Origin of the sequence: Lysobacter sp. 1R34A (assembly GCF_051217035.1) — a bacterium.
GTDB lineage: Bacteria > Pseudomonadota > Gammaproteobacteria > Xanthomonadales > Xanthomonadaceae > Lysobacter.
In genome coordinates this window covers 1-22,948 of the sequence record NZ_JBPKJP010000050.1, presented here as the reverse complement: position 1 = coordinate 22,948, position 22,948 = coordinate 1, and the positions used below count along the sequence as shown (strand labels likewise).

At 68.6% G+C, this 22,948-nt stretch carries 16 protein-coding genes; 8 read left to right on the top strand and 8 right to left on the bottom strand.

Going from position 1 to position 22,948, the window contains the following annotated elements; translation table 11 throughout:
- The first annotated feature begins 126 nt into the window (after positions 1-126).
- The 5 genes from ACSAMQ_RS12555 to ACSAMQ_RS12535 are packed head-to-tail and all read left to right on the top strand — an operon-like array spanning position 127 to position 8,188.
- A complete protein-coding gene (locus ACSAMQ_RS12555) occupies positions 127-1,794 on the top strand; it encodes a glucoamylase family protein (RefSeq protein WP_435395963.1) in 1,668 nt (555 codons plus the stop codon).
- A gap of 4 nt (positions 1,795-1,798) precedes the next feature.
- The gene (locus tag ACSAMQ_RS12550) at positions 1,799-3,181 is read left to right on the top strand and encodes a sugar ABC transporter substrate-binding protein (protein ID WP_435395962.1); all 1,383 of its coding nucleotides are present in this window, start codon (positions 1,799-1,801) and stop codon (positions 3,179-3,181) included.
- The gene (locus ACSAMQ_RS12545; RefSeq protein WP_435395961.1) at positions 3,178-4,056 is read left to right on the top strand and encodes a carbohydrate ABC transporter permease; all 879 of its coding nucleotides are present in this window, start codon (positions 3,178-3,180) and stop codon (positions 4,054-4,056) included. The genes ACSAMQ_RS12550 and ACSAMQ_RS12545 overlap by 4 nt, the downstream gene beginning before the upstream one ends.
- Positions 4,053-4,889 carry a carbohydrate ABC transporter permease gene (locus ACSAMQ_RS12540; RefSeq protein ID WP_435395960.1) on the top strand — a complete coding sequence of 279 codons (837 nt, stop codon included), beginning with the start codon at positions 4,053-4,055 and terminating at the stop codon, positions 4,887-4,889. Before ACSAMQ_RS12545 ends, ACSAMQ_RS12540 begins: the two co-directional genes overlap by 4 nt.
- 44 nt (positions 4,890-4,933) lie before the next feature.
- Positions 4,934-8,188, top strand: coding sequence for a discoidin domain-containing protein (locus tag ACSAMQ_RS12535; protein ID WP_435395959.1), 3,255 nt, complete (start codon positions 4,934-4,936; stop codon positions 8,186-8,188).
- Between the two features lie 239 nt (positions 8,189-8,427).
- Here ACSAMQ_RS12535 and pgl read toward each other — a convergent pair whose 3' ends face one another.
- The 4 genes from pgl to ACSAMQ_RS12515 all read right to left on the bottom strand — a co-directional run bounded on the left by pgl (position 8,428) and on the right by ACSAMQ_RS12515 (position 13,463).
- The gene (gene pgl / locus ACSAMQ_RS12530; RefSeq protein ID WP_435395958.1) at positions 8,428-9,174 is read right to left on the bottom strand and encodes a 6-phosphogluconolactonase; all 747 of its coding nucleotides are present in this window, start codon (positions 9,172-9,174) and stop codon (positions 8,428-8,430) included.
- A gap of 189 nt (positions 9,175-9,363) precedes the next feature.
- A complete protein-coding gene (glk, locus tag ACSAMQ_RS12525) occupies positions 9,364-10,365 on the bottom strand; it encodes a glucokinase (RefSeq protein ID WP_435395957.1) in 1,002 nt (333 codons plus the stop codon).
- Positions 10,362-11,783 (bottom strand): glucose-6-phosphate dehydrogenase, encoded by a 1,422-nt coding sequence (gene zwf, locus ACSAMQ_RS12520; protein WP_435395956.1) that lies wholly within the window; start codon positions 11,781-11,783, stop codon positions 10,362-10,364. The genes glk and zwf overlap by 4 nt, the downstream gene beginning before the upstream one ends.
- Positions 11,784-12,053: 270 nt before the next feature.
- Positions 12,054-13,463, bottom strand: coding sequence for a GH1 family beta-glucosidase (locus tag ACSAMQ_RS12515; RefSeq protein WP_435395955.1), 1,410 nt, complete (start codon positions 13,461-13,463; stop codon positions 12,054-12,056).
- A gap of 108 nt (positions 13,464-13,571) precedes the next feature.
- Here ACSAMQ_RS12515 and ACSAMQ_RS12510 point away from each other — a divergent pair, with 108 nt between their 5' ends.
- From ACSAMQ_RS12510 to ACSAMQ_RS12500, 3 genes are all read left to right on the top strand, one after another.
- Positions 13,572-14,666: an ABC transporter ATP-binding protein gene (locus tag ACSAMQ_RS12510; RefSeq protein ID WP_435395954.1), complete on the top strand. Its 1,095-nt coding sequence runs from the start codon at positions 13,572-13,574 to the stop codon at positions 14,664-14,666.
- Between the two features lie 381 nt (positions 14,667-15,047).
- Positions 15,048-15,302 carry a hypothetical protein gene (locus tag ACSAMQ_RS12505; protein ID WP_435395953.1) on the top strand — a complete coding sequence of 85 codons (255 nt, stop codon included), beginning with the start codon at positions 15,048-15,050 and terminating at the stop codon, positions 15,300-15,302.
- Positions 15,303-15,318: 16 nt separating this feature from the next.
- On the top strand, positions 15,319-15,876 hold the full coding sequence (locus ACSAMQ_RS12500; protein ID WP_435395952.1) for a hypothetical protein: 558 nt from the start codon (positions 15,319-15,321) through the stop codon (positions 15,874-15,876).
- Between the two features lie 114 nt (positions 15,877-15,990).
- Here the strand turns inward: ACSAMQ_RS12500 and ACSAMQ_RS12495 are convergent, their stop codons facing one another.
- The 4 genes from ACSAMQ_RS12495 to pgmB all read right to left on the bottom strand — a co-directional run.
- A complete protein-coding gene (locus ACSAMQ_RS12495) occupies positions 15,991-18,054 on the bottom strand; it encodes a TerD family protein (protein ID WP_435395951.1) in 2,064 nt (687 codons plus the stop codon).
- A gap of 159 nt (positions 18,055-18,213) precedes the next feature.
- Entirely contained in the window at positions 18,214-19,458 is a 1,245-nt protein-coding gene (locus tag ACSAMQ_RS12490) for an MFS transporter (protein WP_435395950.1), read from the bottom strand.
- Between the two features lie 282 nt (positions 19,459-19,740).
- On the bottom strand, positions 19,741-22,146 hold the full coding sequence (locus ACSAMQ_RS12485; protein ID WP_435395970.1) for a TonB-dependent receptor: 2,406 nt from the start codon (positions 22,144-22,146) through the stop codon (positions 19,741-19,743).
- 121 nt (positions 22,147-22,267) lie between these two features.
- Positions 22,268-22,948, bottom strand: a 681-nt coding sequence (pgmB, locus tag ACSAMQ_RS12480) for a beta-phosphoglucomutase (RefSeq protein WP_435395949.1), incomplete at its 5' end; no start/stop codon positions are given.

The window sequence follows — 22,948 nt, the reverse complement described above, 5'->3', positions numbered from 1 at the left end:
CGCCGGCCGTCCACGCACGGCCGGCGCCGGGTTCCGCCGCGGCCCGCATGCGGGTATGCGGCGGCGGACTTTCGCTCGTTGCATCGATCTAAATCCCAACACGAAGACACAGGGGTCTTTCGTTTCATGCACCACGTCAAGTCGACAACACGTGCGGTCTCCATCGCTGTCCTGGGCGCGCTGCTGCTCGTCTTGTCCGCCTGCAAGAAGACCGAGACGGGCTCGCAGACGCAGCCCATCGTCAGCGCCGAACCGGTGGTGGTCGAGCCGCTCAAGCAGGAGCGGCTCGAACTGCCGCCGCTGTTTCGCGACATCGAAAAGCGCACCTTCCAGTTTTTCTGGGACACCACCAACGAACAGAACGGCCTGACCCCCGACCGTTATCCCTCGCGCCCGTTCGCGAGCATCGCCTCGGTCGGCTTCTCGCTGACCGCGTATCCGATCGGCATCGAGAAGGGCTGGGTCAGCCGGAACCAGGCGGTCGACCGCACCTTGTTGACCCTGAAGTTCCTGCGCGACCTGCCGAGCGGCCCGCAGGCCACCGGCAAGGGCAGCTACAAGGGCTTCTACTACCACTTCCTCGACATGCAGAAGGGCCAGCGCTACGACAGCTGGGTCGAGCTGTCGAGCGTGGACACCGGCCTGTTGATGATGGGCGTGCTGTTCGCGCAGTCCTACTACGACCGCGACGACCCGCGCGAGAAAGAGATCCGCGAAGTCGCCGACACCTTGTACAAGCGGGTCGACTGGAACTGGCTGCAGCAGAACAAACCGTTGATCTCGATGGGCTGGTTTCCCGAGAGCGGTTTCATCAAGCACGACTGGGTCGGCTACAACGAGGCGATGTTGCTGTACGTGCTCGCCCTCGGCTCGCCCACGCACCCGGTCGGGCCGGAAGCCTGGACGGTGTGGACGCGCACCTACAACGACGTGTGGGGCGTTTACCAGGGCGAAGAGTTTCTCGCCTTCGGCCCCTTGTTCGGCCATCAGTACAGCCACGTCTGGATCGATTTCCGCGGCATCCAGGACGACTACATGCGCGAGCGCGGCATCGATTATTTCGAGAACAGCCGCCGCGCCGCCTACGCCCAGCGCGCCTACGCGATCGCCAACCCGATGAAGTGGGAAGACTACGGCCCGGAGGTGTGGGGCCTGACCGCGAGCGATGGCCCGCAGCAGACCCTGCAGGAGTACCGAGGCGAGCAGCGCCAGTTCCGCCACTATTCGGCGCGCGGCGCCGGCCTGCGCGAGAACTTCGACGACGGCACCATCGCGCCGACCGCGGCCATCGCCTCGCTGCCGTTCGCGCCGGAGATCGTGATCCCGACCACGGTGACCATGCACGAGCGCTACGGCGAGTACATCTATTCGAGCTACGGTTTCCTGGATTCGTTCAACCCGAGCTTCAAGTACGACATCCCGCTCAAGACCGGGCGCCTGGTGCCGGATCAGGGCTGGGTGTCGAGCGACTACATCGGCATCGACCAGGGGCCGATCCTGACCATGATCAGCAACTACCGCAACGAGTTCGTCTGGAACGTGATGAAGCGCAATCCCTACATCCGTGCCGGGCTCGAACGCGCCGGGTTCAAGGGCGGCTGGCTGACCCCGGCCGACGACAAGGACGCGCAGGCCAAGGGCCAGAACGGCGAGGCGGCGAAGGCGGGCGCCGCGGCGCCGGCGAAACCGGCCGGCACGATGGACCCGGCCACCGCGCGTGCGCTCGGCGAGGCCGAGTCGCGCGCCGGGCGCGGCAACGCGCCGTCCAAGCAGACCCCGCCGAAGCCGGAATGAACGCTTGAGCCGCGCATCGACGACGCCCCCTGTTTCGTCCACCCGCGCCGGCGGTTGGGGCAGGGCGCTGCGCGGGCTGGTCGCGCTGTGCGCGCTGGCGCTGCTCGGCAGCTGCAATCACCGCGACGACGGTCGCGAACGGGTGCGGTTTTGGGCGATGGGCTTCGAAGGCGAAGTCGTCGCCCAACTGATTCCCGAGTTCGAGCGCCGCAACCCCGGCATCCGCGTGGAAGTGCAGCAACTGCCGATCACCGCCGCGCACGAGAAGCTGCTGACCGCCTTCGCCGGCGATGCCTTGCCCGACGTGTGCGCGATCGGCAACACTTGGATCTCCGAATTCGCCTTGCTCGACGCCCTGGCCCCGCTCGGCCCGCGCCTGGCGCAGACGCCTTCGGTGCAGGCGCGCGACTATTTTTCCGGGGCCTGGGACACCGGCGTGATCGACGGCCAGGCCTATGCGGTGCCGTGGTACGTCGAGACGCGCCTGCCGTTCTATCGCCAGGATTTGCTCAAACAGGCCGGCATCGCGCGGCCGCCGGGGACCTGGGCGGAATGGAAAACCGCGATGGCGGCGATCAAGCGCGAAGCCGGTCCGGATCGCTACGCCGTGCTGTTCCCGCTCAACGAGCCCGAGCCGCTGCTCAACCTCGGCATCCAGTCGCCCGATCCGCTGCTGCGCGAGGACGGCCGCTACGGCAATTTCCGCAGCCCGGGGTTCAAGCGCGCGTTGAGTTTCTATCGCGAGGTGTTCGAACGAGGTTGGGCGCCGCTGGCGAGCAACACCCAGATCGCCAACGTCTGGAACGAATTCGGCCGCGGCTATTTCGGTTTCTACGTCAACGGCCCCTGGAACATCGCCGAGTTCAAGCGGCGCCTGCCGGCCGATCTGCAGCCGGTCTGGATGACCATGCCGTTGCCGGGCGAGCACGGCCCCGGCGCCTCGGTCGCCGGCGGCGCGAGCTTCGTCCTGTTCCGCAGCTCGCAGCACCAGGACGCGGCCTGGAAACTGATCGCCTATCTGTCCGAACCCGAGGTACAGGTGCGCTTCCATGGACTCAGCGGCAATCTGCCGCCCCGCCGCGCCGCCTGGAACGCACCGGCGCTGGCCGAGGACGTGTATGCGCGCGCCTTCCGCGATCAGCTCGAACGCGCGCGGCCGACCCCGAAGGTGCCGGAGTGGGAGCGCATCGCCATGGAGATCAAGCTGGTCGGCGAGCAGCTCGCCAACGGCCGCCTGAGCGTGGACGAGGCCGCGGCCGAACTCGACCGGCGCGCCGACCGCATTCTCGAAAAACGACGCTGGATGCTCGATCGGCAGGCCGCGGCCAAGGCGCGCGGCACGAGCGGCGCGACGAATCCCGCGGCCGCAGCCGGAGCGAGGCGATGAAGCCGGCCACCGCCGGCTGGGTTTTCGCCGCGCCCGCGCTGAGCGTGATCGGGCTGTTCTTCGGCCTGCCGGTGCTGGCCGCGCTGGCGCTGAGCCTGACCGATTTCGATATCTACTCATTGGCGCACATCGACAACCTGCGCTTCGTCGGCTTCGACAACTATCTCAATCTGCTGCGCAATCCGCTGTTCTGGAGCGCGCTCGGCAACACCTTGTACTTCGTCGCGGTCGGCGTGCCGCTGTCGATCGCGGTCTCGCTCGGCGCGGCCATGCTGCTGCATTCCCGGCTCGGCCTGTTCAAGCCGTTCTTCCGCACCGCGTTCTTCGCCCCGGTGGTGACCACGGTGGTGGCGGTGGCGGTGATCTGGCGCTATCTGTTCCACACCCGCTACGGCCTGGTGAACTGGGCGCTGTCCTGGGCCGGCATCGACCCGGTCGACTGGCTCGGCGACCCGCACTGGGCGATGCCGACCATCATTCTGTTCGCGGTGTGGAAGAACTTCGGCTACAACATGATCATCTTCCTGGCCGGCTTGCAGGCGATTCCGGAAGACCTGTACGAGGCCGCGCGCATCGACGGCGCCAGCCCGTCGCGGCAGTTCCGTTACATCACCCTGCCGATCCTGGGGCCGGTGCTGCTGATGGTGAGCATCCTGACCCTGGCCGGTTATTTCCAGTTGTTCGCCGAGCCCTACGTGATCACCCAGGGCGGACCGCTGCAGAGCACGGTCAGCGTGCTGTACCTGATGTACGAAGAAGGCTTCAAATGGTGGAACCTCGGCAACGCTTCGGCGGTGGCCTTCCTGTTGTTCGTGTTGATGACCGCCGCGACCAGCGGCCTGATGTGGGTCGCGCGCCGCAAGGGGGTCGAATGAACGATTCCGGCCTGCACCCGCGCCTGGCCCAGGCGATCGTCAACGGCCTGTTGATCGGCCTGGCGGCGCTCAGCCTGGCGCCGCTGCTGTGGATGTTCGCGGTCTCGCTGATGCAGCCCGGCGAGGCCAGCGCGTTTCCGCCGCCGTTGTGGTCGTCCTCGCCGAGCCTGCACAACTACCATGAGCTGTTCTCGCGCATGGGCATGGGCCGCTATCTGTTCAACAGCTTCCTGGTCTCGACCCTGGTCACGATGATCGCGGTATTGCTCAATACCCTGGCCGGCTATGCCTTCGCCAAGCTCGCCTTTCGCGGGCGCGAGCGGGTGTTCCGGTTGTTGCTCGCGGCGCTGGTGATCCCGGCGCAGGTGTCGATGATGCCGCTCTTCCTGATGCTCAAGCAGCTCGGCCTGATCAACAGTTACGCCGGCGCGGTGGTGCCGGGCATGGCCGGCATCTTCGGCATCTTCCTGGTGCGCCAATACGCGCGCTCGATTCCCGACGAGTTGCTGGAAGCGCCGCGCATCGACGGCGCCGGCGAGCTGCGGATCTTCTTCCAGATCGTCCTGCCGGCGTTGCGGCCGATCCTGGTGACCCTGGCGATCTTCAGCTTCCTCGGCGCCTGGAACGATTTCATGTGGCCCCTGATCGTGCTCAGCGACGAGAACCTGCAGACCCTGCCGGTCGCACTGGCCTCGCTGTCGCGCGAGCACGTGCAGGACAACGAAATGATGATGGCCGGCTCGGTCGTGACCGTGGTGCCGGTGCTGCTGCTGTTCCTGGTATTGCAGCGTTATTACCTGCAAGGCCTGCTGGTCGGCAGCGTCAAGGGTTAGAACCGTCCCGCCGCGAGCCCGCGCGGCGCCAAAAGGTGGATCGAATGTCGGAACCCATGCAATCCGTCGCGCCGGCCGCGCGCCCGTGGGCAAGCTTGGTCGGCAAGGCCGGCGCACAGACGCTCGCGCTGGGCCTCGCCCTGGTCTCGCCGGCGCTTGCCGCCCAGGAAGCGCCGCGCTTGCTCGATGGTTTCGAATCTGCGGCGCCGTGGACCGTGGTGACGTCGAATCAGGTCAGCGCGAATTTGCGCTCCGTCGCGGGTGCGAAGGGCCAGGGCCTGTGCCTGGACTACGATTTCAACGGCGTCTCGGGTTATGCCGGGCTGCAGCGCGAACTGCCGCTGGACTATGCGGACGACTATCGCTTCGGGTTCCGGTTGCGCGGCGATTCGCCGCAGAACGATCTGCAGTTCAAGCTGGTCGACGCCAGCGGCGACAACGTCTGGTGGGTCAACAAGCCCAAGTACGACTACCCCAGGCAATGGACGCCGGTGGTCTACAAGCAGCGCCACATCAGCCGCGCGTGGGGTCCCGCGCCCGATCCGACCCTGCGCAAGAGCGCCAAGCTCGAGTTCACCGTCTACAACAGCGTCGGCGGCAAGGGCTCGGTCTGCTTCGACGAGCTGAGTTTCCAGGCGCTGCCGAAAGACCCCGGCGGCCCGCTGACCGGCGCCGCCATCGCCAGTGCGAGCGCCGAGGGCAGCCGCGCCGGATACGCGGTCGACGGCGATCCGGATACGGCCTGGCGCGGCACTTTCGAAAAGAGCGGCGTCGACAAGGGCGCGACGCCGCACTTGACCCTCGACCTGGGCCGCGTGCGCGAATTCGGCGGCGCGATCCTGCGGTGGGCACCGCAGGCGCATGCCTCGCGTTATCGGATCGAGCTGTCCACGGACGGCAAGCACTGGGACAAGCTGAGGTTGATCGAGCGCGGCGACGGCGGCACCGACTTCGTCGCGCTGCCCGAGGCCGAAGCGCGTTATCTGCGCCTGCTGCCGGAGCAGGGGCCGGGCCCCGGCTTCGGTCTGGCCGAGTTGAGCCTGCAGCCCTTGGCCTTCGCCGCGACGCCGAACGATTTCATCAAGGAACTCGCCCGGCGCGCGCCGCGCGGCGACTATCCGCGCGGCTTCAGCGGCGAGCAGCCGTACTGGACCGTGCTCGGTACCGACGGCGGCAGCTCGCATGGCCTGATCGGCGAAGACGGCGCGGTCGAAGCCTTCAAGGGCGGCTACAGCGTCGAGCCCTTGCTGTTGACCGAAGACGCGGCGTCGCCCGGATCGAACCGCGGCGCGGTGAAGACCTGGGCCGACGTCGAGACCGGCCAGAGCCTGCAGGACGGCTATCTGCCGATCCCGAGCGTGCGCTGGACCGCCGGCGATTTGCGGCTCGAGGTCACTGCGTTCGCGCCGCTGCTCGAAGACCGCGACCTGATCGTCGCCCGCTACCGACTCAGCAATACTTCGCGGCAGGCGCGCAGCGCCACCTTGGCGCTGGCGATCCGGCCGTTCCAGGTCAATCCGCCGACCCAGTTCCTCAGTACCACCGGCGGCGTCAGCGGTATCCACCGCATCCAGATCGACGCGAAGGCGGGCACGGTGAAACTCGACGGCCGCCCCGGCGTGCGTTCGTCGACCCCGGTCGGTTCGGCGTTCGCGATGCCGTTCCAGGACGGCGACGTGGTGAGCCGTCTGCGCGCGTCGACGGTGCGCCCGAGCGAGCACGAGGTATTCGACCTCAACGGGCTGGCTTCGGCAGCGCTGCTGTACCCGATGCGGCTGGCGCCGGGCGAAAGCCGCGAAGTGGCCTTGTACCTGCCGCAGGACGGGACGGATCCGCCGAGCGCCGACCCGGCCGAGGCCGCGCAATGGCAACGGGCGACCGCGGCGCAATGGCGCGACAAACTCGACCGGGTCCGGTTGCGCGTGCCGGCGCAGGGTCAGCGCGTCGTCGATACCTTGCGTACCGGCCTGGCGCATATGTTGATCAGCCGCGTCGGGCCGCGCCTGCAGCCGGGCACGCGCTCGTATGCGCGCGCCTGGATCCGCGACGGCGCGATGATCGGCGAGGGCCTGCTGCGGATGGGGCGCGAGGACGTCGCCGAGGAATTCCTGCGCTGGTACGCGCCCTATCAGTTCGACAACGGCAAGGTGCCGTGCTGCGTCGACGACCGCGGCAGCGACCCGGTGCCGGAGAACGACAGCCACGGCGAGTTGATCTTTACCGTCGCCGAGGTTTATCGCTACACCCGCGATAAAGCCCTGCTCGAATCGATGTGGCCGCATGTGGAAAAAGCGGTGGCCTACATGGACGAGTTGCGCCTGAGCGAGCGCACGCCGGCCAATCGTGCGCTCAACCCGGCCTTCTACGGAATGATGCCGGCCTCGATCAGCCACGAGGGTTATTCGGCCAAGCCGATGCATTCGTACTGGGACAATTTCTGGGCCTTGCGCGGCTACAAGGACGCGGTCGAGATTGCGCGATGGCTCGGGCGCGACGACGAGGCCGAGGCCTTCGCCGCTTCGCGCGACCAGTTCCGCGACGATCTTTATGCTTCGCTCGAAGCGGCGACCCGCGCGCACAAGATCGACTACCTGCCCGGCGCCGCCGAACTCGGCGATTTCGACGCGACCTCGACCACCATCGCCCTGGCGCCCGGCGGCGAGCAGGGCCTGTTGCCCGAGACGCTGTTGCGCAACACCTTCGAGCGTTACTGGAAAGAGTTCGTCGATCGCCGCGACGGTCGCCGCGAATGGAAGGACTACACGCCGTACGAACTGCGCACCATCGGCAGCTTCGTGCGCCTGGGCCGGCGCGATCGCGCCCACGAGGCGCTGGACTTTTTCTTCAAGGACCAGCAGCCGCGCGCCTGGAACCAATGGGCGGAAGTGGTCTCGCGCACGCCGCGCAAGCCCTTCTTCGTCGGCGACCTGCCGCATGCCTGGGTCGAGTCGGACTATGTGCGCTCGGCACTGGACCTGTTCGCCTACAGCCGCGATATCGATCGGGCGCTGGTGATCGCCGCCGGCATCCCCGCCGACTGGCTGCAAGGCGAGGGCGTGAGCGTCGAAGGCCTGCGCACGCCCTATGGCGCGCTGGGCTATCGCTTCAAGCGCGAAGGCCGGCAGGCGACCTTGGAGATCGCCGCGGGTGTCGAGGTGCCGCCGGGCGGATTGGTCCTGCCCTGGCCGTTCGCCGGCGCACCCGGCAAGACCCTCGTCGATGGCAAGGCGCAGGCCTGGCACCAGGGCGAGCTGAAGATCGAGCGGGTGCCGGCGAGAGTAAGCATGGCGATCGAGTGACGCGCGCCGACGGAGCAGGAGCGGCGCGATCCGCGACCGCGAACCTGAAACCCCGCGGTCGCGACTTGCGTCGCTCCTACCCAAGGGAGCGTCGGCGCTCAGGGATTCGAGCGGGTCGCCGCGATGCTCGGGAGTAGGAGCGGCGTGAGCCGCGACCGTGAACTTGCATCCAACTGCGCAGCGAACATGAAACCCCGCGGTCGCGACTTGCGTCGCTCCTACCCTGCAAGCGCCGCCGCTCAGGGGTACCAGTGGACTTCGAGCGGAGTCGCGCCATCGAGGGCGATCAATACCGGCCATCGCTGCAGGTCGCCGCTCGCGAGCGCCTGTTGGAAGGCCTCTCGCTTGGCCTTGCCCTGGATCAACAGGAAACGCGATTGCGCCTGCGCCAGGCCGCTCGGGGTCAGGCTGATGCGTTTGCTCCACTGGCGCGCGCCGGGGCAGCCTTGGGCGTCGACCACCACATAGGCCTGGCGCGAGCCCAGGGCGCGCTGCAGCTCGGGCATGCCCGGGAACAGCGAGGCGGTATGGCCGTCCTCGCCCATGCCGAGCACGGCCGCGGTGGCCGGCTGCAGGGCGTGGGCATTGGCGAAGGCGGCCGACTCCTGGATGCTGCGGCCGGGCCGGGTCAGCGCTTCGAAGCGCGCCGCGGCGGCGTTGTCGCGCAGCAGATGCTGGCGGACCAGCCAGGCGTTGCTGTCGGAATCCTCGGGTTGCAGCCAGCGCTCGTCGACCAGGGCGACATCGACCCGGCTCCAGTCCAGCGGCGCGCGGGCGAGGGCGCGGTACACCGGCGCCGGGGTGGTGCCGCCCGACAGCAGCAGGCGCGCGCGCGGGCGGTGCGACAGGTCGCGGCGCAGTTCGGCGGCGATCGCCACCGCGCACGACCAGGTCCAGGTGTCGAAGCTGCGGTGCTCGTGCCATCGGTAAGGCACGGTGTCCGGTTCGGCGGGGTCGTGCGGAACGGGCGAGGGAGCATCGAGCATGGCGGCGATTCTGGCACGCCGCACTTCAAGACGGCGTGCTCGGCGCGGCCGTTGGGCGATCGGCGACCCAGCCGGGCCGACAGGACCGGCGCCAGCCGCGACCGCGGGGCTGGCAGGCGTGCCGCGCATCGGCGCGGCACGACGGTCGCGGCTCGCGCCGCTCCTACTCCTCAAGCCAGGCGCGGGGCCTCAATGCGACGAGGCGAGATCCGCGGCCGGAGCGAATTGCGCGGCCAGCGCGGCCGCACCGAGCAGGCCGGGCTGCGGATGGGTGACCGCCAGGGTCGGCACCCGCGCCATGGTCGGCGAGAACCGGCCCTTGTGCTCGAAGCGCTGGCGGAAGCCGGAATGGGCCAGCCACGGCATCAGCTTCGGCACCAAGCCGCCGGGCAGGAATACGCCGTCCCAGGCGCCGAGGGTCAGCACCAGGTCGCCGGCGGCGGCGCCGAACACCGCGCAGAACACGTCGATGGCGCGCAGGCAGCGCACGTCGCCCTCGCGCGCCATCGCGGTGATGTCCTGCGGCTGCAGCGGGCCGGGGTCCTCGCCGGCGATCTGGCTGAGCGCGCGGTGCAGGTTGACCAGGCCGCTGCCGCTGAGCAGGCGCTCGTTGGAGACCCGGCCGAACTCGCCCGACAGGCGCTGCAGCACTTCGATCTCTTCCGGCGTGCCGGGGGCGAAACTGACGTGGCCGCCTTCGGTCTGCAGCGGGTAATAGCGGCCGTCGCGGCGCAGCAGCGCGCCGACGCCGAGGCCGGTGCCGGCGCCGATGATCGCGTAGGTGCGGTCGCCGGGTTCGTTCCAGCCGCGCCAGGCGACGCCGCCGATCGGCACCACGTCGGCCGGCTGCAGCAGCGACACCGCCATCGCCTGCGCGGCGAAGTCGTTGACCAGGTCGATGCGCTGCAGGCCCAGGGCGATGCGGGTGCGTTCGGCCGAGATCACCCAAGGATGATTGGTGATGCGCGCCTCATCGCCGTCGACGCGTCCGGCCACCGCGAACACGCCATGGCTGGGACTGGCGCCGGTGCGGTCGAGGTAATGCCGCGCGGCATCGGCCAGCGAAGGGAAGTCGGCGACCGCGAAGATCTGCACGCTGTCGGGCAGCAACTGCGGCGCACCGCGGTCGGGCCGGGCGAGGGCGAAGCGGGCGTTGGTGCCGCCGATATCCGCGAGCAGGGCGCCGCTCATGCCTGGCCTCCACGATGACCGTTGACCGGAGGCAGGAAGCCCTCGGCTTCGGCCGGCCCCCAGGAGCCGGCCGGATATTCGACGATGGGTTGCGCGGTCTGCGACCAGGCGCGCTCGATGCTGTCGATCCACCGCCAGGCCGACTCGACTTCGTCGTCGCGCACGAACAGGGTCTGGTTGCCGCGCAGTGCGTCCACCAGCAGGCGCTCGTAGGCGATGCGCCGTTGCGGCGAGGACGAGGCCTGCAGGTCCAGCGACATCGGCCGCAGCTCCAGCGCGCCCCATTCCGGCGCGGCCAGGCTGCCCATCAGGCCCAGCTCGATGGTTTCGTCGGGCTGCAGGCGCATGCGCAGGTGATTGGGGCGCTCGCGGCCGCGGCGCGGGCGCTCGAACAGCCAGTGCGCGACCGGCCGGAACGACACCACCACTTCGGTCGCGCGCTCGGCCAGGCGCTTGCCGGTGACCAGGCGGAACGGCACCCCGGCCCAGCGCCAGTTGTCGATCCAGGTCTGCACCGCGACGAAGGTCTCGACCGGCGCATCGTGGACGAAGCCCTTGACCGCGCGGCCCTCGACCACGCCGGCGCCGTAGCGGCCGCGCACGGTGTTGGCGGCGACGTCGGCCTCGGTCATCGGCCGCAGCGCGCGCAGCACCTTGCGCTTCTCGTCGCGGATGCTGTCGGCGTCGAGCGCCGAGGGCGGCTCCATCGCGATCAGCGCCAGCAACTGCAGCATGTGGTTCTGGACCATGTCGCGCAGCGCGCCGTAGTTGGCGTAATAGCCTTCGCGGCCGTCGACGCCGGCGGTTTCGCCGACGAAGATGTCGACCGATTCGATCCAGCGGTGCTGCCAGACCGCTTCGAGCAGGGTGTTGCCGAAGCGCAGCGCCAACAGGTTCTGCACCGCGGCCTTGCCGAGGTAGTGGTCGATGCGGAAGATCCGGCTTTCGTCGAGGCAGGCGCGCAAAGCGGCATTGATCGCGCGCGCCGAGGCCAGGTCGCGGCCGATCGGTTTTTCCAGGACCAGGCGCGATTCGCCTTCGAGCAGGCCGGCCGCCTTCAAGCCCTGGGCCACCGGGACGAACAGATCCGGCGGCGTCGCCAGGTAGCTCACGCTGGGGCGATCGGCGTAGCCGGCCAGGGCCTCGGCGATCGCCGCCTCGTCGCGCAGGTCGACCGAGACATAGGCGATCCGGCCCAGCAGTTCCTCGACCACCGCCGGGTCGTCGGCGACCTCGTTGGCCATGCGCTCGCGCAACCAGGCGCGGAATTCGTCGTCGCTCAGCGTCTGGCGGCCGACCGCGACGATGCGGAACCCGGCCGACAGCAGGCGGTCGCGCCACAGATGGACCAGCGAGGGAAACAGATAGCGCTGGGAGAGATCGCCGGTGGCGCCGAACAGCAGCAGGGTGTCGTGCATGGAACCCGCAAACCAAGATTGAGGGGGAGGTCGAGCGAACGCCGCCGGGGCGTCCTTCGCGCCGCCGGGATGTCGATCCCGGCCGGGGTCCAAGCATATCGCCGCTTGAGCGCCCGGCGGCAACATTCGACGCCGCAGGGTGACGAGGCTTCGCGGCGCAGACGAAACATGCGGCCGCGGCCGCTTGCGTTTGCCGTGCCCGCCGCGACCGGGACGAGGCGCCGGGCGCTACGCCGCGCCCCGTGTCCGGGCCGCGGCGTGCGGCCGGTCTCAGTACGGCAAAGGTTCGCCGAGGTGGGCGCCGTTGCTCGCGATCACTTTCGAATACCAGCGCGCGCTGTCCTTCGGCGTGCGCTCCTGGGTGCCGTAGTTCACGTGCACCACGCCGAAGCGCTTGGAATAGCCCAGCGACCATTCCAGGTTGTCGAGCAGCGACCACACCATGTAGCCGCGGATGTCGCAGCCGGCCTGGATGGCGTCGTGGATCGCGCCGAGGTGCTTTTGCAGATAGTCCATGCGCAGCGGGTCGCGCACCCGGCGCTCGCCGCTGGCGTCGGGCTCGGCGACCGGCGGGTCGAAGAAGGCCGCGCCGTTCTCGGTGATGTACATCGGGATGTCGCCGTAACGCTGCTTGACCCAGGTCAGGGTGTCGGTGAGCCCCTGCGGGAACACTTCCCAGCCGGTTTCGGTGTAGGTGCCGAGCGGCTGGCGCACCACGCCGGTGTTGAGCGGATAGCTCTCGGCGGCCTTGGTGACGCTGCGGGTGTAGTAGTTCACGCCGATGAAGTCGAGCTTCTGCTTGATCAGCTCGAAATCGGCCTGCGGCCATTCCGGCCAGGCCTCGCCGAAGATCTCGCGCAGCTCCGGCGGGTAGCTGCCGAGCAGGGCGGGGTCGAGGTATTGCTCGTTCATGTAGGCATGGGCGCGTTCGACCGCGGCGGCGTCCTCGGCCGAATCGGTGGCGGCGTACTTGGGCTCGATGTTCACCACCAGGCCGATCTCGTGCTTGCCTTCGGCGCGGTAAGCCTGGACCGCGGCGCCGTGCGCGCGCATCAGGTTGTGCGAGGCGATCGGCGCTTCGAAGCGGCTGCGGTGGCCCGGTGCGAGCGCGCCGTGCAGGTAGCCGCCGTCGGTGATCACCCACGGCTCGTTGAGGGTCACCCACTTCTTCACCCGCCCATCGAGGGCGCGGTACATGACCCGGCCGTATTCGGCGAACCAATCGGCGCAGTCGCGGTTGAGCCAGCCGCCGCGGTCGTCGAGCGCGGCCGGCAGGTCCCAGTGGTACAAGGTCAGCAAAGGTTCGATGCCGTTGGCCAGCAACTCATCGACCAGCCGCGAATAAAAATCCAGGCCGGCTTGGTTCACCCGGCCGGTGCCCTCGGGCAGGATGCGCGACCAGGACACGCTGAAACGGTAGGCCTGCAGGCCCAGCTCGCGCATCAGCTTCACGTCTTCCTTCCAGCGCCGGTAGTGGTCGCAGGCCACATCGCCGGTGTCGCCGTTGAGGGTCATGCCGGGGGTGTGGGCGAAGCGGGTCCAGATGCTCGGGCCGGCGCCGTCGGCCATCGGCGAGCCTTCGATCTGGTGAGCGGCGGTGGCCGCGCCCCACAGGAAACCTTCGGGAAAACGGCGGTCGGACGTGGTGCGAACAGAAGCGGCAGCGCGGGAATCGGTCATTCGTCGTGGCCTCCGGAGCCAATCGGACGTGCATGAAAACGGTTACATGGCAGAATAGCCCAGGGCGAGGACAAATGCATCGCTCCGGTCGCATTGTCGGGAGAATTCATGGCCAAGGTCACGCTGGATCGTCTGCGCAAGGTTTATCCGAACGGTTACGTCGGCGTCGCCGAGGCCAGCTTCGAGATCGAGGACGGCGAATTGTTGGTGCTGGTGGGCCCCTCGGGCTGCGGCAAGTCGACCCTGTTGCGGATGGTCGCCGGGCTGGAAACGATCAGCTCGGGCGATCTGAGCATCGGCGAGCGCCGCGTCAACGACATGCCGCCGAAAGACCGCGACATCGCGATGGTGTTCCAGAGCTATGCCCTGTATCCGCACATGACCGTGGCCGACAACCTGGGCTTCGGGCTCAAGCTGCGCGGCATGGGCAAGGCCGAGATCGCCGAGCGGGTCGGCGCGGCGGCGGCGATGCTGGAACTGGAGCCGCTGCTGCAGCGCAAGCCGGCGGCGCTGTCGGGCGGGCAACGCCAGCGCGTCGCCCTGGGCCGCGCGCTGGTGCGGCAACCGCAGGTGTTCCTGCTCGACGAGCCGCTGTCGAATCTCGACGCGAAACTGCGCATGGGCATGCGGGTGGAGATCGCGCGCCTGCACCGCCAGCTCGGCACCACCATGATCTACGTCACCCACGATCAGATCGAAGCGATGACCCTGGGCCAGCGCATCGTGGTGATGAAGGACGGCAAGATCCAGCAGATCGACACGCCGATGGCGCTGTACAACCGGCCGGTGAATCTGTTCGTCGCGACCTTTCTCGGCAGCCCCAAGATGAACACCTTGTCGGGCCGGGTCGAGGAGCGCGACGGCGGTCTGTTCTTGCGCATCGGCGACGGCGTCGCGCTGAGCCTGCGTCCGGACGCGGAGACCGGCGAAAAACTGCGTGCCTATATCGGGCGCGAATTGACCGTCGGCCTGCGCCCGGAGGACCTGCACCTGGCCGAGGCCGGCCCCGACACCCTGGCGGCTCAGGTCGAAGTGGTCGAGCCGGTCGGCAACGAGGCCTTCCTCAATCTGCGGTGCGGCGGTGGCGAGCTGGTGGTGCGGCTGCCGCCGTTCGACCTGCCGCGCGCCGGCGACACCGTGCATCTGTCCTACGCCGCCGAGCGCATGCACTTTTTCGATCGCGACAGCGAGCTGCGCCTGTAGGCGATTGGCTGAGCCTTGCATCGAGTCCATCGCATCGCACTCATCGCCTATCGCGCGCATCCGGCGGCCCGGCGGCGCACTTGAGTCCGGCGATGCAGTGAGGGCACACTGCATCGCTGCGCCGGGGGCAGCGCGACGGGTCGCCCGATCCGTACGCTGGGCGCAGATCGCAGCGAGTGCTAACGTGGCCCGGCCCCGAACGGCGCCGGTCGCGATGCCGCATCGCATTCGCGGTTCCATGTGCCACACGACCATGCGCCCCATGATCCACGCGCCATCCCAGGTTCGCAGCCTGGCGTTGTCCCGGCCTCGCGTCGGCCGAAGCCTCGCTGCGTTTTGCGCGCCGTCCGCGGCGCGCTCCGTTTCGCTATCCGATCCTTCATGACCGACGACAATCTTATCGACCGAACCTTCGCCCGCCTGGTCGAAGCGGCCAGGCAACACGACGGCGCGGCCTTCAAGGCAGCGACCCAGGACTATGCCCAGTCCGCCGAAGGCCAGGCCTGGCTGCAGGGCGGTCACGACCGTTATCGGCAGATCCAGGCGAACCTCGTCGCGCGCGCGCAAGCCGCGCCGCCGGCGAACCCGGCCTCGGCCGGTCCCGGGCTCGCCGTCGGGCCCGGCACCGGCCCATAACCCAAGGAGTAGCATCGTGCAGGACGCGCAAGACCTGAAACGACTCGCCGCCGATCTGGCGGTATTCGCCCAGCATCTGCAAGACCAGAGCGAACGGGCGGTGCAGCACGTGGACCGCAGCGCCGAGGAACTGCATCGCGCCGCCCAGGGCATGGGCGCCGACGCCCAGCAGCTCGCGCAGCAGATCGTGAACGCGGTGCAGGCCCAGGCCCAGGAAGCGGTCGGCCGCGGCGCCGAGCTGGCCTTCGGCGCGATAGGCATCCAACTGCGCGACAGCGCCGAAGTCGCCACGCGCGCCGCGCAGGCGCTCGACGAGCAGCGCAAGAAGATCGAGCGCGCGCAGCAGAACCTGATCTACAAGAGCGCGGTGGCCCTGCTGATCGGCTCGCTGCTGGCGGTCGGCGGCAGCTGGTACTTCGCCCGCAAATCGCTGCGCCTGATCGAGCGCGCCGAGTTCGGCGCCGAGATTCTCGATGCGACCAAGGCCGGTACCCTGACCCGTTGCGACGGCAAGCTGTGCGCGCGCGCCGGCAAGCGATTCGGCGCCAAGGGCGAATACGTGTTGATCGAGTGACCGGCGAAACGCGCGCGTGGCTTGACGGTTTGCGGCGTTCGTCGCGGGCTCGCGGCGCTCGAGCTGCTGCCGGTGGTCGCGAGCGCCTCGCCCGAGCGGGCGCGGCGGGGGCCGTCAAAGGAATTCCGCGCGAATCCGGTCGACGTCGAAGGGGGTGACGCCTTCGTGCATCGAGAACACCGTATCGGCTTGATCCGGCGATTCGACCACGCGGCCGCGGGCCTGCGCGTGCAGTTCGAACAAGCTGTGCAGATCCGGCGTCGCCAATGCGGTCATCGCGCGCAGGATCAGGGAAATGCCGCTCAGGTGATTGGCCGCGTTGTTCCAGCGCGGATAGCCGCCCAGGCCGACGTCGGTCCAGATGATCTGACCGGTTTCCAGATCCAGCACGAAGGGCAGGCAGCTTTGCTGGTTCGAGGCCAGGTCCAGCCGGTCCTCTACCGTGCGCGCCTCGAACGGTTCGCCCGAATTCGCGTCGCTGCGCGCCATCCATCCGGCGAAACACTCCGGCAACTCGCAATAGGGTTGCTCGGTGTAGCTGTGAATGCTGACCACGACGAAACGCAGGCCGAGCCCGCGCAGGCGCTGCAGATCCAGGTCGATGAACTCGGCGGCTCCCTGCGGGGCATCGACGATATCGCCGCTGTGATGGCCGCCGTAACCGCGCAGGTTGTAGTAGGCGACGACGTCGCGAAACACGAAATCGCGGTCGAAGAACGCTGCCGACAGATCGATATCGGTGCGTTGGCGGCCGTTGCTCCACCACAGGAACAGGCGGATGAAACGCGTATCGGGCAAGGGCAGGCGGCTGCCGCGCACCAGGGTGCGCAGCGCGCGCGAGGCCGAGCGCTGCGCCAGCGGCACGCGCATATGCGCCAGGGCCGGATCGATGTAGCAACGGCCCAGCGGCGGCAAACGCGCGAAGCGGGCGCGCAATGCTTCGCGGCAGACGGCGATGGCATCGCTCAGGACCTGGGCGTCGATCGGCGCGCGCTGGTCCTTGAGCGACCAGGCGCGCGCGGCGTCGCCCTTGGGAAAGAAGGTGCGCAGCGCCGATCGCCCGCGATGTTCGAACTGGCTCAAGGCCTGCAGCAGGACCGGGGTCGACACCTGCTCGGCGACGGCGCGGAAACGGGCCAGCACCGCCTGCGGCTCGGTACCGCTGCGCAGCAGATGATCGAGCCGGCGCGCGAACTCGCCCGGACGCGCGGCGAGCCGTTGAGCGGCCGCGTCGGTTCGGCCTTGCTCCAGCGCGTGCTCGATCGCGCCGTTGAAAGTCGCGAACGGCAGGTCCTCGCGCAGTCCCTGAAAGGCGCGCCAGGTCTTCGGAAAGCGTTCGCGGTAATCGCCCGGATGCAGCGCTTCGCCCAGGCGTTTCCAGCGCTCGCGCCAGCGACGCATGTCTTCGGCGGGATCGTCGAGGGTCTCCAACTGCTGCAGCAGAAAACGGCGTTCGCTGCGTTTCATGCGCTTGAAGCGAGTCGGCTCGGCCAGCGACACATCGCCTTGGCTGAGAGCCACCGCCAGGCGCAGGGTATCGGTCGCGGTTTTGAGATGGGTTCGCAGGAACGCGTCGGTGGGCTCGCCGGGCGCATGGCGCAGCAGGCCCGCGCCGACGAAGGCGAGATTCTCCTTGAACGGAATCTCGACGGGCAGCAGCCGGACGACTTGGGCGCGGTACTGCGCGATGAACCAGCCCAGGTCGGCCTTGTCCTGCAGCGACAGCGACGTGCGCGAGGCGGCGAGCGCGGTGCAGATGGTCTCGTAATCGTCCAGCGTGCCCAGCTCGATCTCGCGCGGGGCGCGGCCGTTGAGCAGCGGCACGGTGTCGGCCGGCTGTTCCAGGTGCAGCCGGCGCCGGGTGATGTAGTGATACACCGCGCGCATATACAACTCGGCTTCGGCCAGAGCTAACGAGCCCCGGGGGAAGTCCGGGAACAGCGGCCGATGCTTGCGGTGCGCGCCGGTCATCGCCGCCAGATGCTTGCGCAATTCGCGCAGAACGCGGGTGAGTTGCTCGGTCGACAAGGTGCCGAGTCGTTCGATCACCGCTTCGGACAGGACGAAACCGAACGCTTCTGTTTCCTTCTGCACCATCGCGACTTGCGCCGCGCTTGCGCCGCCGTCGCCGGCTTTGAGATACAGCTTGCCTCGCCGGCGCAGGTAGATTCCGTTCATGCCCCTCTCCAACGAAAAGCCCGCCGGGAGGCGGGCGATGTGGGAAGCGGGCACCCTAGTTTCCGAGTAGAAGGAAGGACGCCCATAGCCACGAGGCCGAGCATAGCCGAGCCTGGCGAGAATGAGAACGCCGCCGATCGGCGGCGGACGGCAGGGCAATCAGGAGGGTGCCATCGCTGCGCGTTCGGCCAAGCCCGAGTGGCGCTTGAGCAAGGCGATCGCGAGCAACAGCATCGCCATCGGCAGCAGGGACAGATAGAACGCGGTGCCGCCGCCGATGCGCGCGAACAACTGGCCGGTGATGAACGAACCGGTGGTGCCCCCGAGCGCCGAGAACACCACGATCAGCCCGGTCATCGCCGCGTGCCGCGACTTCGGCAGCGAGCTCAGCACCACCGAATTGATCGCCGGATAGATCGGCGCCATGAACAGGCCGATCAGCGGGAACACGTACGCCGCGAGCGGCGCATGCGCCCAGCTCATCGCCGGGTCGGGCTGCAGGTTGCGCGCGAGCGGCAGGGCCAGCAGCACCAGCGCCGCCATCGCCAGCACGCAGACCATCAACAGCCAGTGCCAGGGCACGCGCCGCAGCGCCACGCCGGCGGCGAGCCGGCCCAGCGCCAGCGACACCGCGAAGATGCTCGCGGCCTGCACGCTCATCGTGGTCGGCAGGTGCAGGATTTCGCGGTTGAAGGTAGGCAGCCAGGTGCCGACGCTCTGTTCGATCAGCACGTACAGGAAGGCCGAGACCAGGAACACCGCGACCAGCGGCTGGGCGACCAGGCGGAACATGTCGAGAAACGAATCGCCGACCGCGTGGCCGTCGCTGGCGGCGCGTTCGTCCATGCGCGAGGTCGCGAGCAGGGCGAGGATCGCCGCGGCGATCGCCGCGAGCAGCCAGTACACCCGCAGCCAGACCGGGTCGCCCGGGGATTGCGGATCGATGAACCAGGCGAAGATCCAGTAGCCGGCGAGCACGCCGACCATGAACCAGCCTTCGATGGTGCTGGTCAGGCTGGCGTGGGTCTGCTTGTTCTCGGTCAGCAGCCCGATCGAGGAGTACACCGAGACCTTGACCAGGGCGAAGGACACGCCGGTGGCGACGAACAGCAGCTTGGTCATCCAGAACGAGGCCAGCAGCGGCATCAGCAGGCAGGCCGCGCCGACGAAGCCCAGGCCGAGCATCATCGCCCGGCGATAGCCCAGGCGCGGCATCAGCGAGGCGGTCAGGAACGAGACGATCGCGATGGGCAGGTCCTTGAAGGCCTCCAGGATGCTGGCGTCGCCCTTGCTGATGCCGAAGCCCTGGATCGACTGCAGGATCACCGTGCCGACGCTGTTGAGCAGAATCCCGAACACCATGTAGGTGAGGATCATCGCCAGGATCATGCGGCCTCGGTTCATGCGGGCGTGGCTCCGGTGAGCGGTCCGGCGCGGTGCCGGAGTAGCGGAAGAGCGGTCCGGCGAGAGGCCGGACCAGGGGACGAGCGGTCCGGCGCTTGGCCGGACCGGTAGATAAAAGACCGCGCGCGACGGTTTGCCAAGTGCGGACGCCCGAGAGAGGGGGAGGGCGAACGCTTCCGGATCAGGCCGGCGCGCACGGTGAGGTAAGGGGCGACCGCGCAGGCGGCCTCGGCCGCCCGGCGGAACTCCGCGCCGCCGCCGGGCGGCGACGCGGAGCATGGATCACCAGCGGTAGGCCGCCGAGAACAGGTAGGACCGGCCCGCGATCGGTCGCCCCATGAACACGCCGCCGGTGGCCGCGCCGGGCACGCGCACGTTGCCCTCGGTCAGGCCGAGTTCGTTGGTGACGTTGCTGCCGGTCAGGGCGAACTCCCAGTTTTCGCCGACGTGCATGTTCGCGCCGACATCGAGCGTGTGGTACGAGGGCAGCTTCTGGGTATTGGCCAGGTCGGCGTAGCGGTCGCCGATGCGCGAGTAGGTGGCGAAGATCTTCAGGTCGCCGAACGGCAGGTTCCAGAAATAGCTCGGGGTGAAGCGGAACTGCTGCTTCGGCTGGCGCATCACCTGGTTGCCGGTGAACTCGCGGTAGTTCTCGTACTGAGCGTCGAGCCAGATGCCGGTCAGAGCCAGTTCGAGGCCGCCGACCGGGCGCACCGCCGCTTCCACTTCGACGCCGTAGGCCCGCGAATCGCCGGCGGTGGTGAAGTTGGTGCCGTCGTCGAGGAAGGCCTGGAACGGCGAGTTGGTGAAGCTGTTGTAGAACGCGGTCAGGTACAGGTCGTAGACCGAGTTGCCGGACTTGAAGCCGAGTTCGTACTGGTCGATTTCCTGGGTCTTGGTATTGCCGTCGCGCAGGTTGTCGAAGGCCGGCAGCTTGTAGCCGGAGTTGGCGCGCGCGAACACGCTGGCGCTGTCGGTGAGCTTGTAGTTCAGGCCCAGGGTCCAGGAGAAATGCTTGTCGTCCTGGTCGATCCGGCGCGAAGTCGGCAGCGACACCGAGGTGGCGTTGTCGTACAGCGTGTTCGGGTTGCCGTCGAGATCGACCGAGGCGACGTCGTGGACGGTGCCGTCGACCTGCTGCCACTCGTAGCGGATGCCGCCGTCCAGGCGCAGGCGGTCGTTGATCTGCCACTCGTCGGCGAGGAACACCGCGGTGTTCTGGCCGTCGTAGTCGCCGCGCAGCGAGAAGAACGAAGTGCCGGTGAAACCGTCGCGGGTGACCTGGCGGCCGTCGGCGAGGCTGAGGTTGATCCGGCGCGCGTTGTTCTGCGCGGTCAGCAGCATGTTGTTGCCGAGGTACCAGGTGTCCTTGGACGAGTAGCGCGCGTAGTAGACGCCGGCGGTGAGGGTGTTGCCCTCGAACAGATCGCGGCTGAAGCGCAGGTCGTTGGTGAACGATTCCAGCTCCTTGTCCACCACCCAGAAGCCGGCGGTCAGCACCTGCTGGTTCGGGTCGACCGCGCCGCCGCCGTTGACGTAGGTCGCAGTGCCGGCGCTGCCGTAGCCGGCGATGAAGTCGGCCATGGTCTTGGGGCTGGCGCCGGTGAACAGGCCGTTGGTCGGGGCGCTGCCGCTGACGTAGTTGACCCGGTCGCTGATGGTCCAGTCGCCGACGTAGAAGTCCATCGAGGCGCCGAACACGTCGAGGTTGATGCCGCGGCCCTCGGCGAGGTCGCGGGTGATGCTCTGGCCGTTCGGCCCGGTCGGCAGGGTCACGTGGCGGAAGTCGTTGCCGAGCAGGGTGCCGGTCTGCGCGTCCAGGCCCGGGAAGCTCGACAGGCTGCTGCCGTTGTTGCGCGACAGCAGCGGGATCGGAGTGAAGAAGGCGTTCTTGTCGTTGGTGTGGCGCGCGTACACCGTCACTTCGCCGCTGTCCCAGCTGTGGGTCAGCGTGGCGCTGAGCTGGCCGCCCTTGTCGGCCGGGAACTGGGTGTCGCGCACGCCGTCGGTGGTGCGGTAGAAACCGCCGACGCTGTAGTACCAGCCTTCGCCGAGCTTGCCGCTGTTGAACAGGTCGACGCGGCGGAAGTTGTCGCTGCCCAGGCCCACGCGCACGCTGCCGGCGGGCTCTTCGCCGCCCTTCTTCTGGATGAAGTTGACGGTCGCGCCGGGCTGGCCGTTGGAGAAGATCGGGCTCGGACCGCCGCGCAGCACTTCCATGCGCTCGATGGTGTCGTCCATGCGGAACAGGGTCGAGTTCTCGAGGAAGGACAGGGTCGGCGGCGGATACAGCGGCGCGCCGTCCATCTGCACGGTCACGAACGGCGCGTCGCCTTCCGAGGGCATGCCGCGCACGAAGATGTTGGCGCCGGTGCTGCCGCCGGCCGATTCGGCCCAGATGCCCGGCACCACCTTGAGCGCGTCGGCGGTGCTCAGCGGCACCGCTTCCTGGATCTGTTCGAGCGAGGCGGTGGTGATCGAGAAGCTGGCGTCGCGCTTGCGGATGCCCTTGAAGCGCGCGGTGCCGCTGACGATGACCGCGTCGAGGGTGGTCGCCGATTCGCTGCCGCCGTCGGCCTGCTGGGCCTGTTGGGCTTGCGGCGCGGGCGCCGGCGCGGCGGCGTCCTGGGCCAGGCCGTAGCCCGGCGCCAGGATCGCGGCGATCGCCGCGGACAGTGCGAAACGCATCGGTTGGCGTTGCTTGGTAGACGTGTGCTGCATCGTGTTCTCCCCACTCATCTTGTATTGGTTATGCAAACGGATCGATCGGTGGTGGTGTCCCCGCCGCGGCAGTGCATGCCGCGCGCGGTCAGGGCAAAACGAAAGCGTCCAGGTCGAAGGAAGCGATGTCCGGCAGGCAGGCGTCGGCGCGGGCCAGGGCCTGGGGATCGCCGATGCCGACCGCGGCCATCCCGGCCGACTGGATCGCGACCACGCCGGCGGCGGCGTCTTCCACGCCGATGCAGTGCGACGGCGGCACGCCGAGCGCGGCGGCGACGGTCAGGAAGATTTCCGGATCGGGTTTGGCGCGGGCGACATGCGCCGAGTCGGCGATGTAGTCGAAGCGCCCGGCGATGCCGAGCCGTTGCAGCAGGGCGCCGGCGTTGCGGCTGGCCGAGGCCAGGCCGAGCTTGAGGCCGCGCGCGCGCGCCTGTTCGAGCAGGCGCTCGACTCCGTCGAACAGATCCTCCGGGCCGACCTCCTGGATCGCCTCGACGTAGTAGGCGTTCTTGCGTTCGGCCAGGGCGAGCTTTTCGTCGCGGCTCAGCACGCGTCCTGCGTGGCGCAGGATGATCTCGAGCGAGGCCATGCGGTCGACCCCTTTGAGCAGTTCGTTGACCTGCTCGTCGAACGGCAGGCCTTCTTCGTCGGCCATGCGCTTCCAGGCGCGGTAATGGGTTTGAGCGGTGTCGGTGAGCACGCCGTCGAGGTCGAAGATCAGCGCGCGCGCCGGCCGCGGAAAGGCGCGCGGCGCGGGGCCGCCGGGCGC

What these genes read in the sequence shown, in the direction of transcription:
- ACSAMQ_RS12555 (WP_435395963.1), top strand. Translation starts at nt 127, where the DNA reads ATGCACCACGTCAAGTCGACAACACGTGCGGTCTCCATCGCTGTCCTG.
- ACSAMQ_RS12505 (WP_435395953.1), top strand. Translation starts at nt 15,048, where the DNA reads ATGACCGACGACAATCTTATCGACCGAACCTTCGCCCGCCTGGTCGAA.
- ACSAMQ_RS12535 (WP_435395959.1), top strand. Translation starts at nt 4,934, where the DNA reads ATGTCGGAACCCATGCAATCCGTCGCGCCGGCCGCGCGCCCGTGGGCA.
- ACSAMQ_RS12490 (WP_435395950.1), bottom strand. Translation starts at nt 19,458, where the DNA reads ATGAACCGAGGCCGCATGATCCTGGCGATGATCCTCACCTACATGGTG.
- ACSAMQ_RS12510 (WP_435395954.1), top strand. Translation starts at nt 13,572, where the DNA reads ATGGCCAAGGTCACGCTGGATCGTCTGCGCAAGGTTTATCCGAACGGT.
- ACSAMQ_RS12495 (WP_435395951.1), bottom strand. Translation starts at nt 18,054, where the DNA reads ATGAACGGAATCTACCTGCGCCGGCGAGGCAAGCTGTATCTCAAAGCC.
- ACSAMQ_RS12540 (WP_435395960.1), top strand. Translation starts at nt 4,053, where the DNA reads ATGAACGATTCCGGCCTGCACCCGCGCCTGGCCCAGGCGATCGTCAAC.
- zwf (WP_435395956.1), bottom strand. Translation starts at nt 11,783, where the DNA reads ATGCACGACACCCTGCTGCTGTTCGGCGCCACCGGCGATCTCTCCCAG.
- pgl (WP_435395958.1), bottom strand. Translation starts at nt 9,174, where the DNA reads ATGCTCGATGCTCCCTCGCCCGTTCCGCACGACCCCGCCGAACCGGAC.
- ACSAMQ_RS12545 (WP_435395961.1), top strand. Translation starts at nt 3,178, where the DNA reads ATGAAGCCGGCCACCGCCGGCTGGGTTTTCGCCGCGCCCGCGCTGAGC.
- ACSAMQ_RS12515 (WP_435395955.1), bottom strand. Translation starts at nt 13,463, where the DNA reads ATGACCGATTCCCGCGCTGCCGCTTCTGTTCGCACCACGTCCGACCGC.
- glk (WP_435395957.1), bottom strand. Translation starts at nt 10,365, where the DNA reads ATGAGCGGCGCCCTGCTCGCGGATATCGGCGGCACCAACGCCCGCTTC.
- ACSAMQ_RS12485 (WP_435395970.1), bottom strand. Translation starts at nt 22,146, where the DNA reads ATGCGTTTCGCACTGTCCGCGGCGATCGCCGCGATCCTGGCGCCGGGC.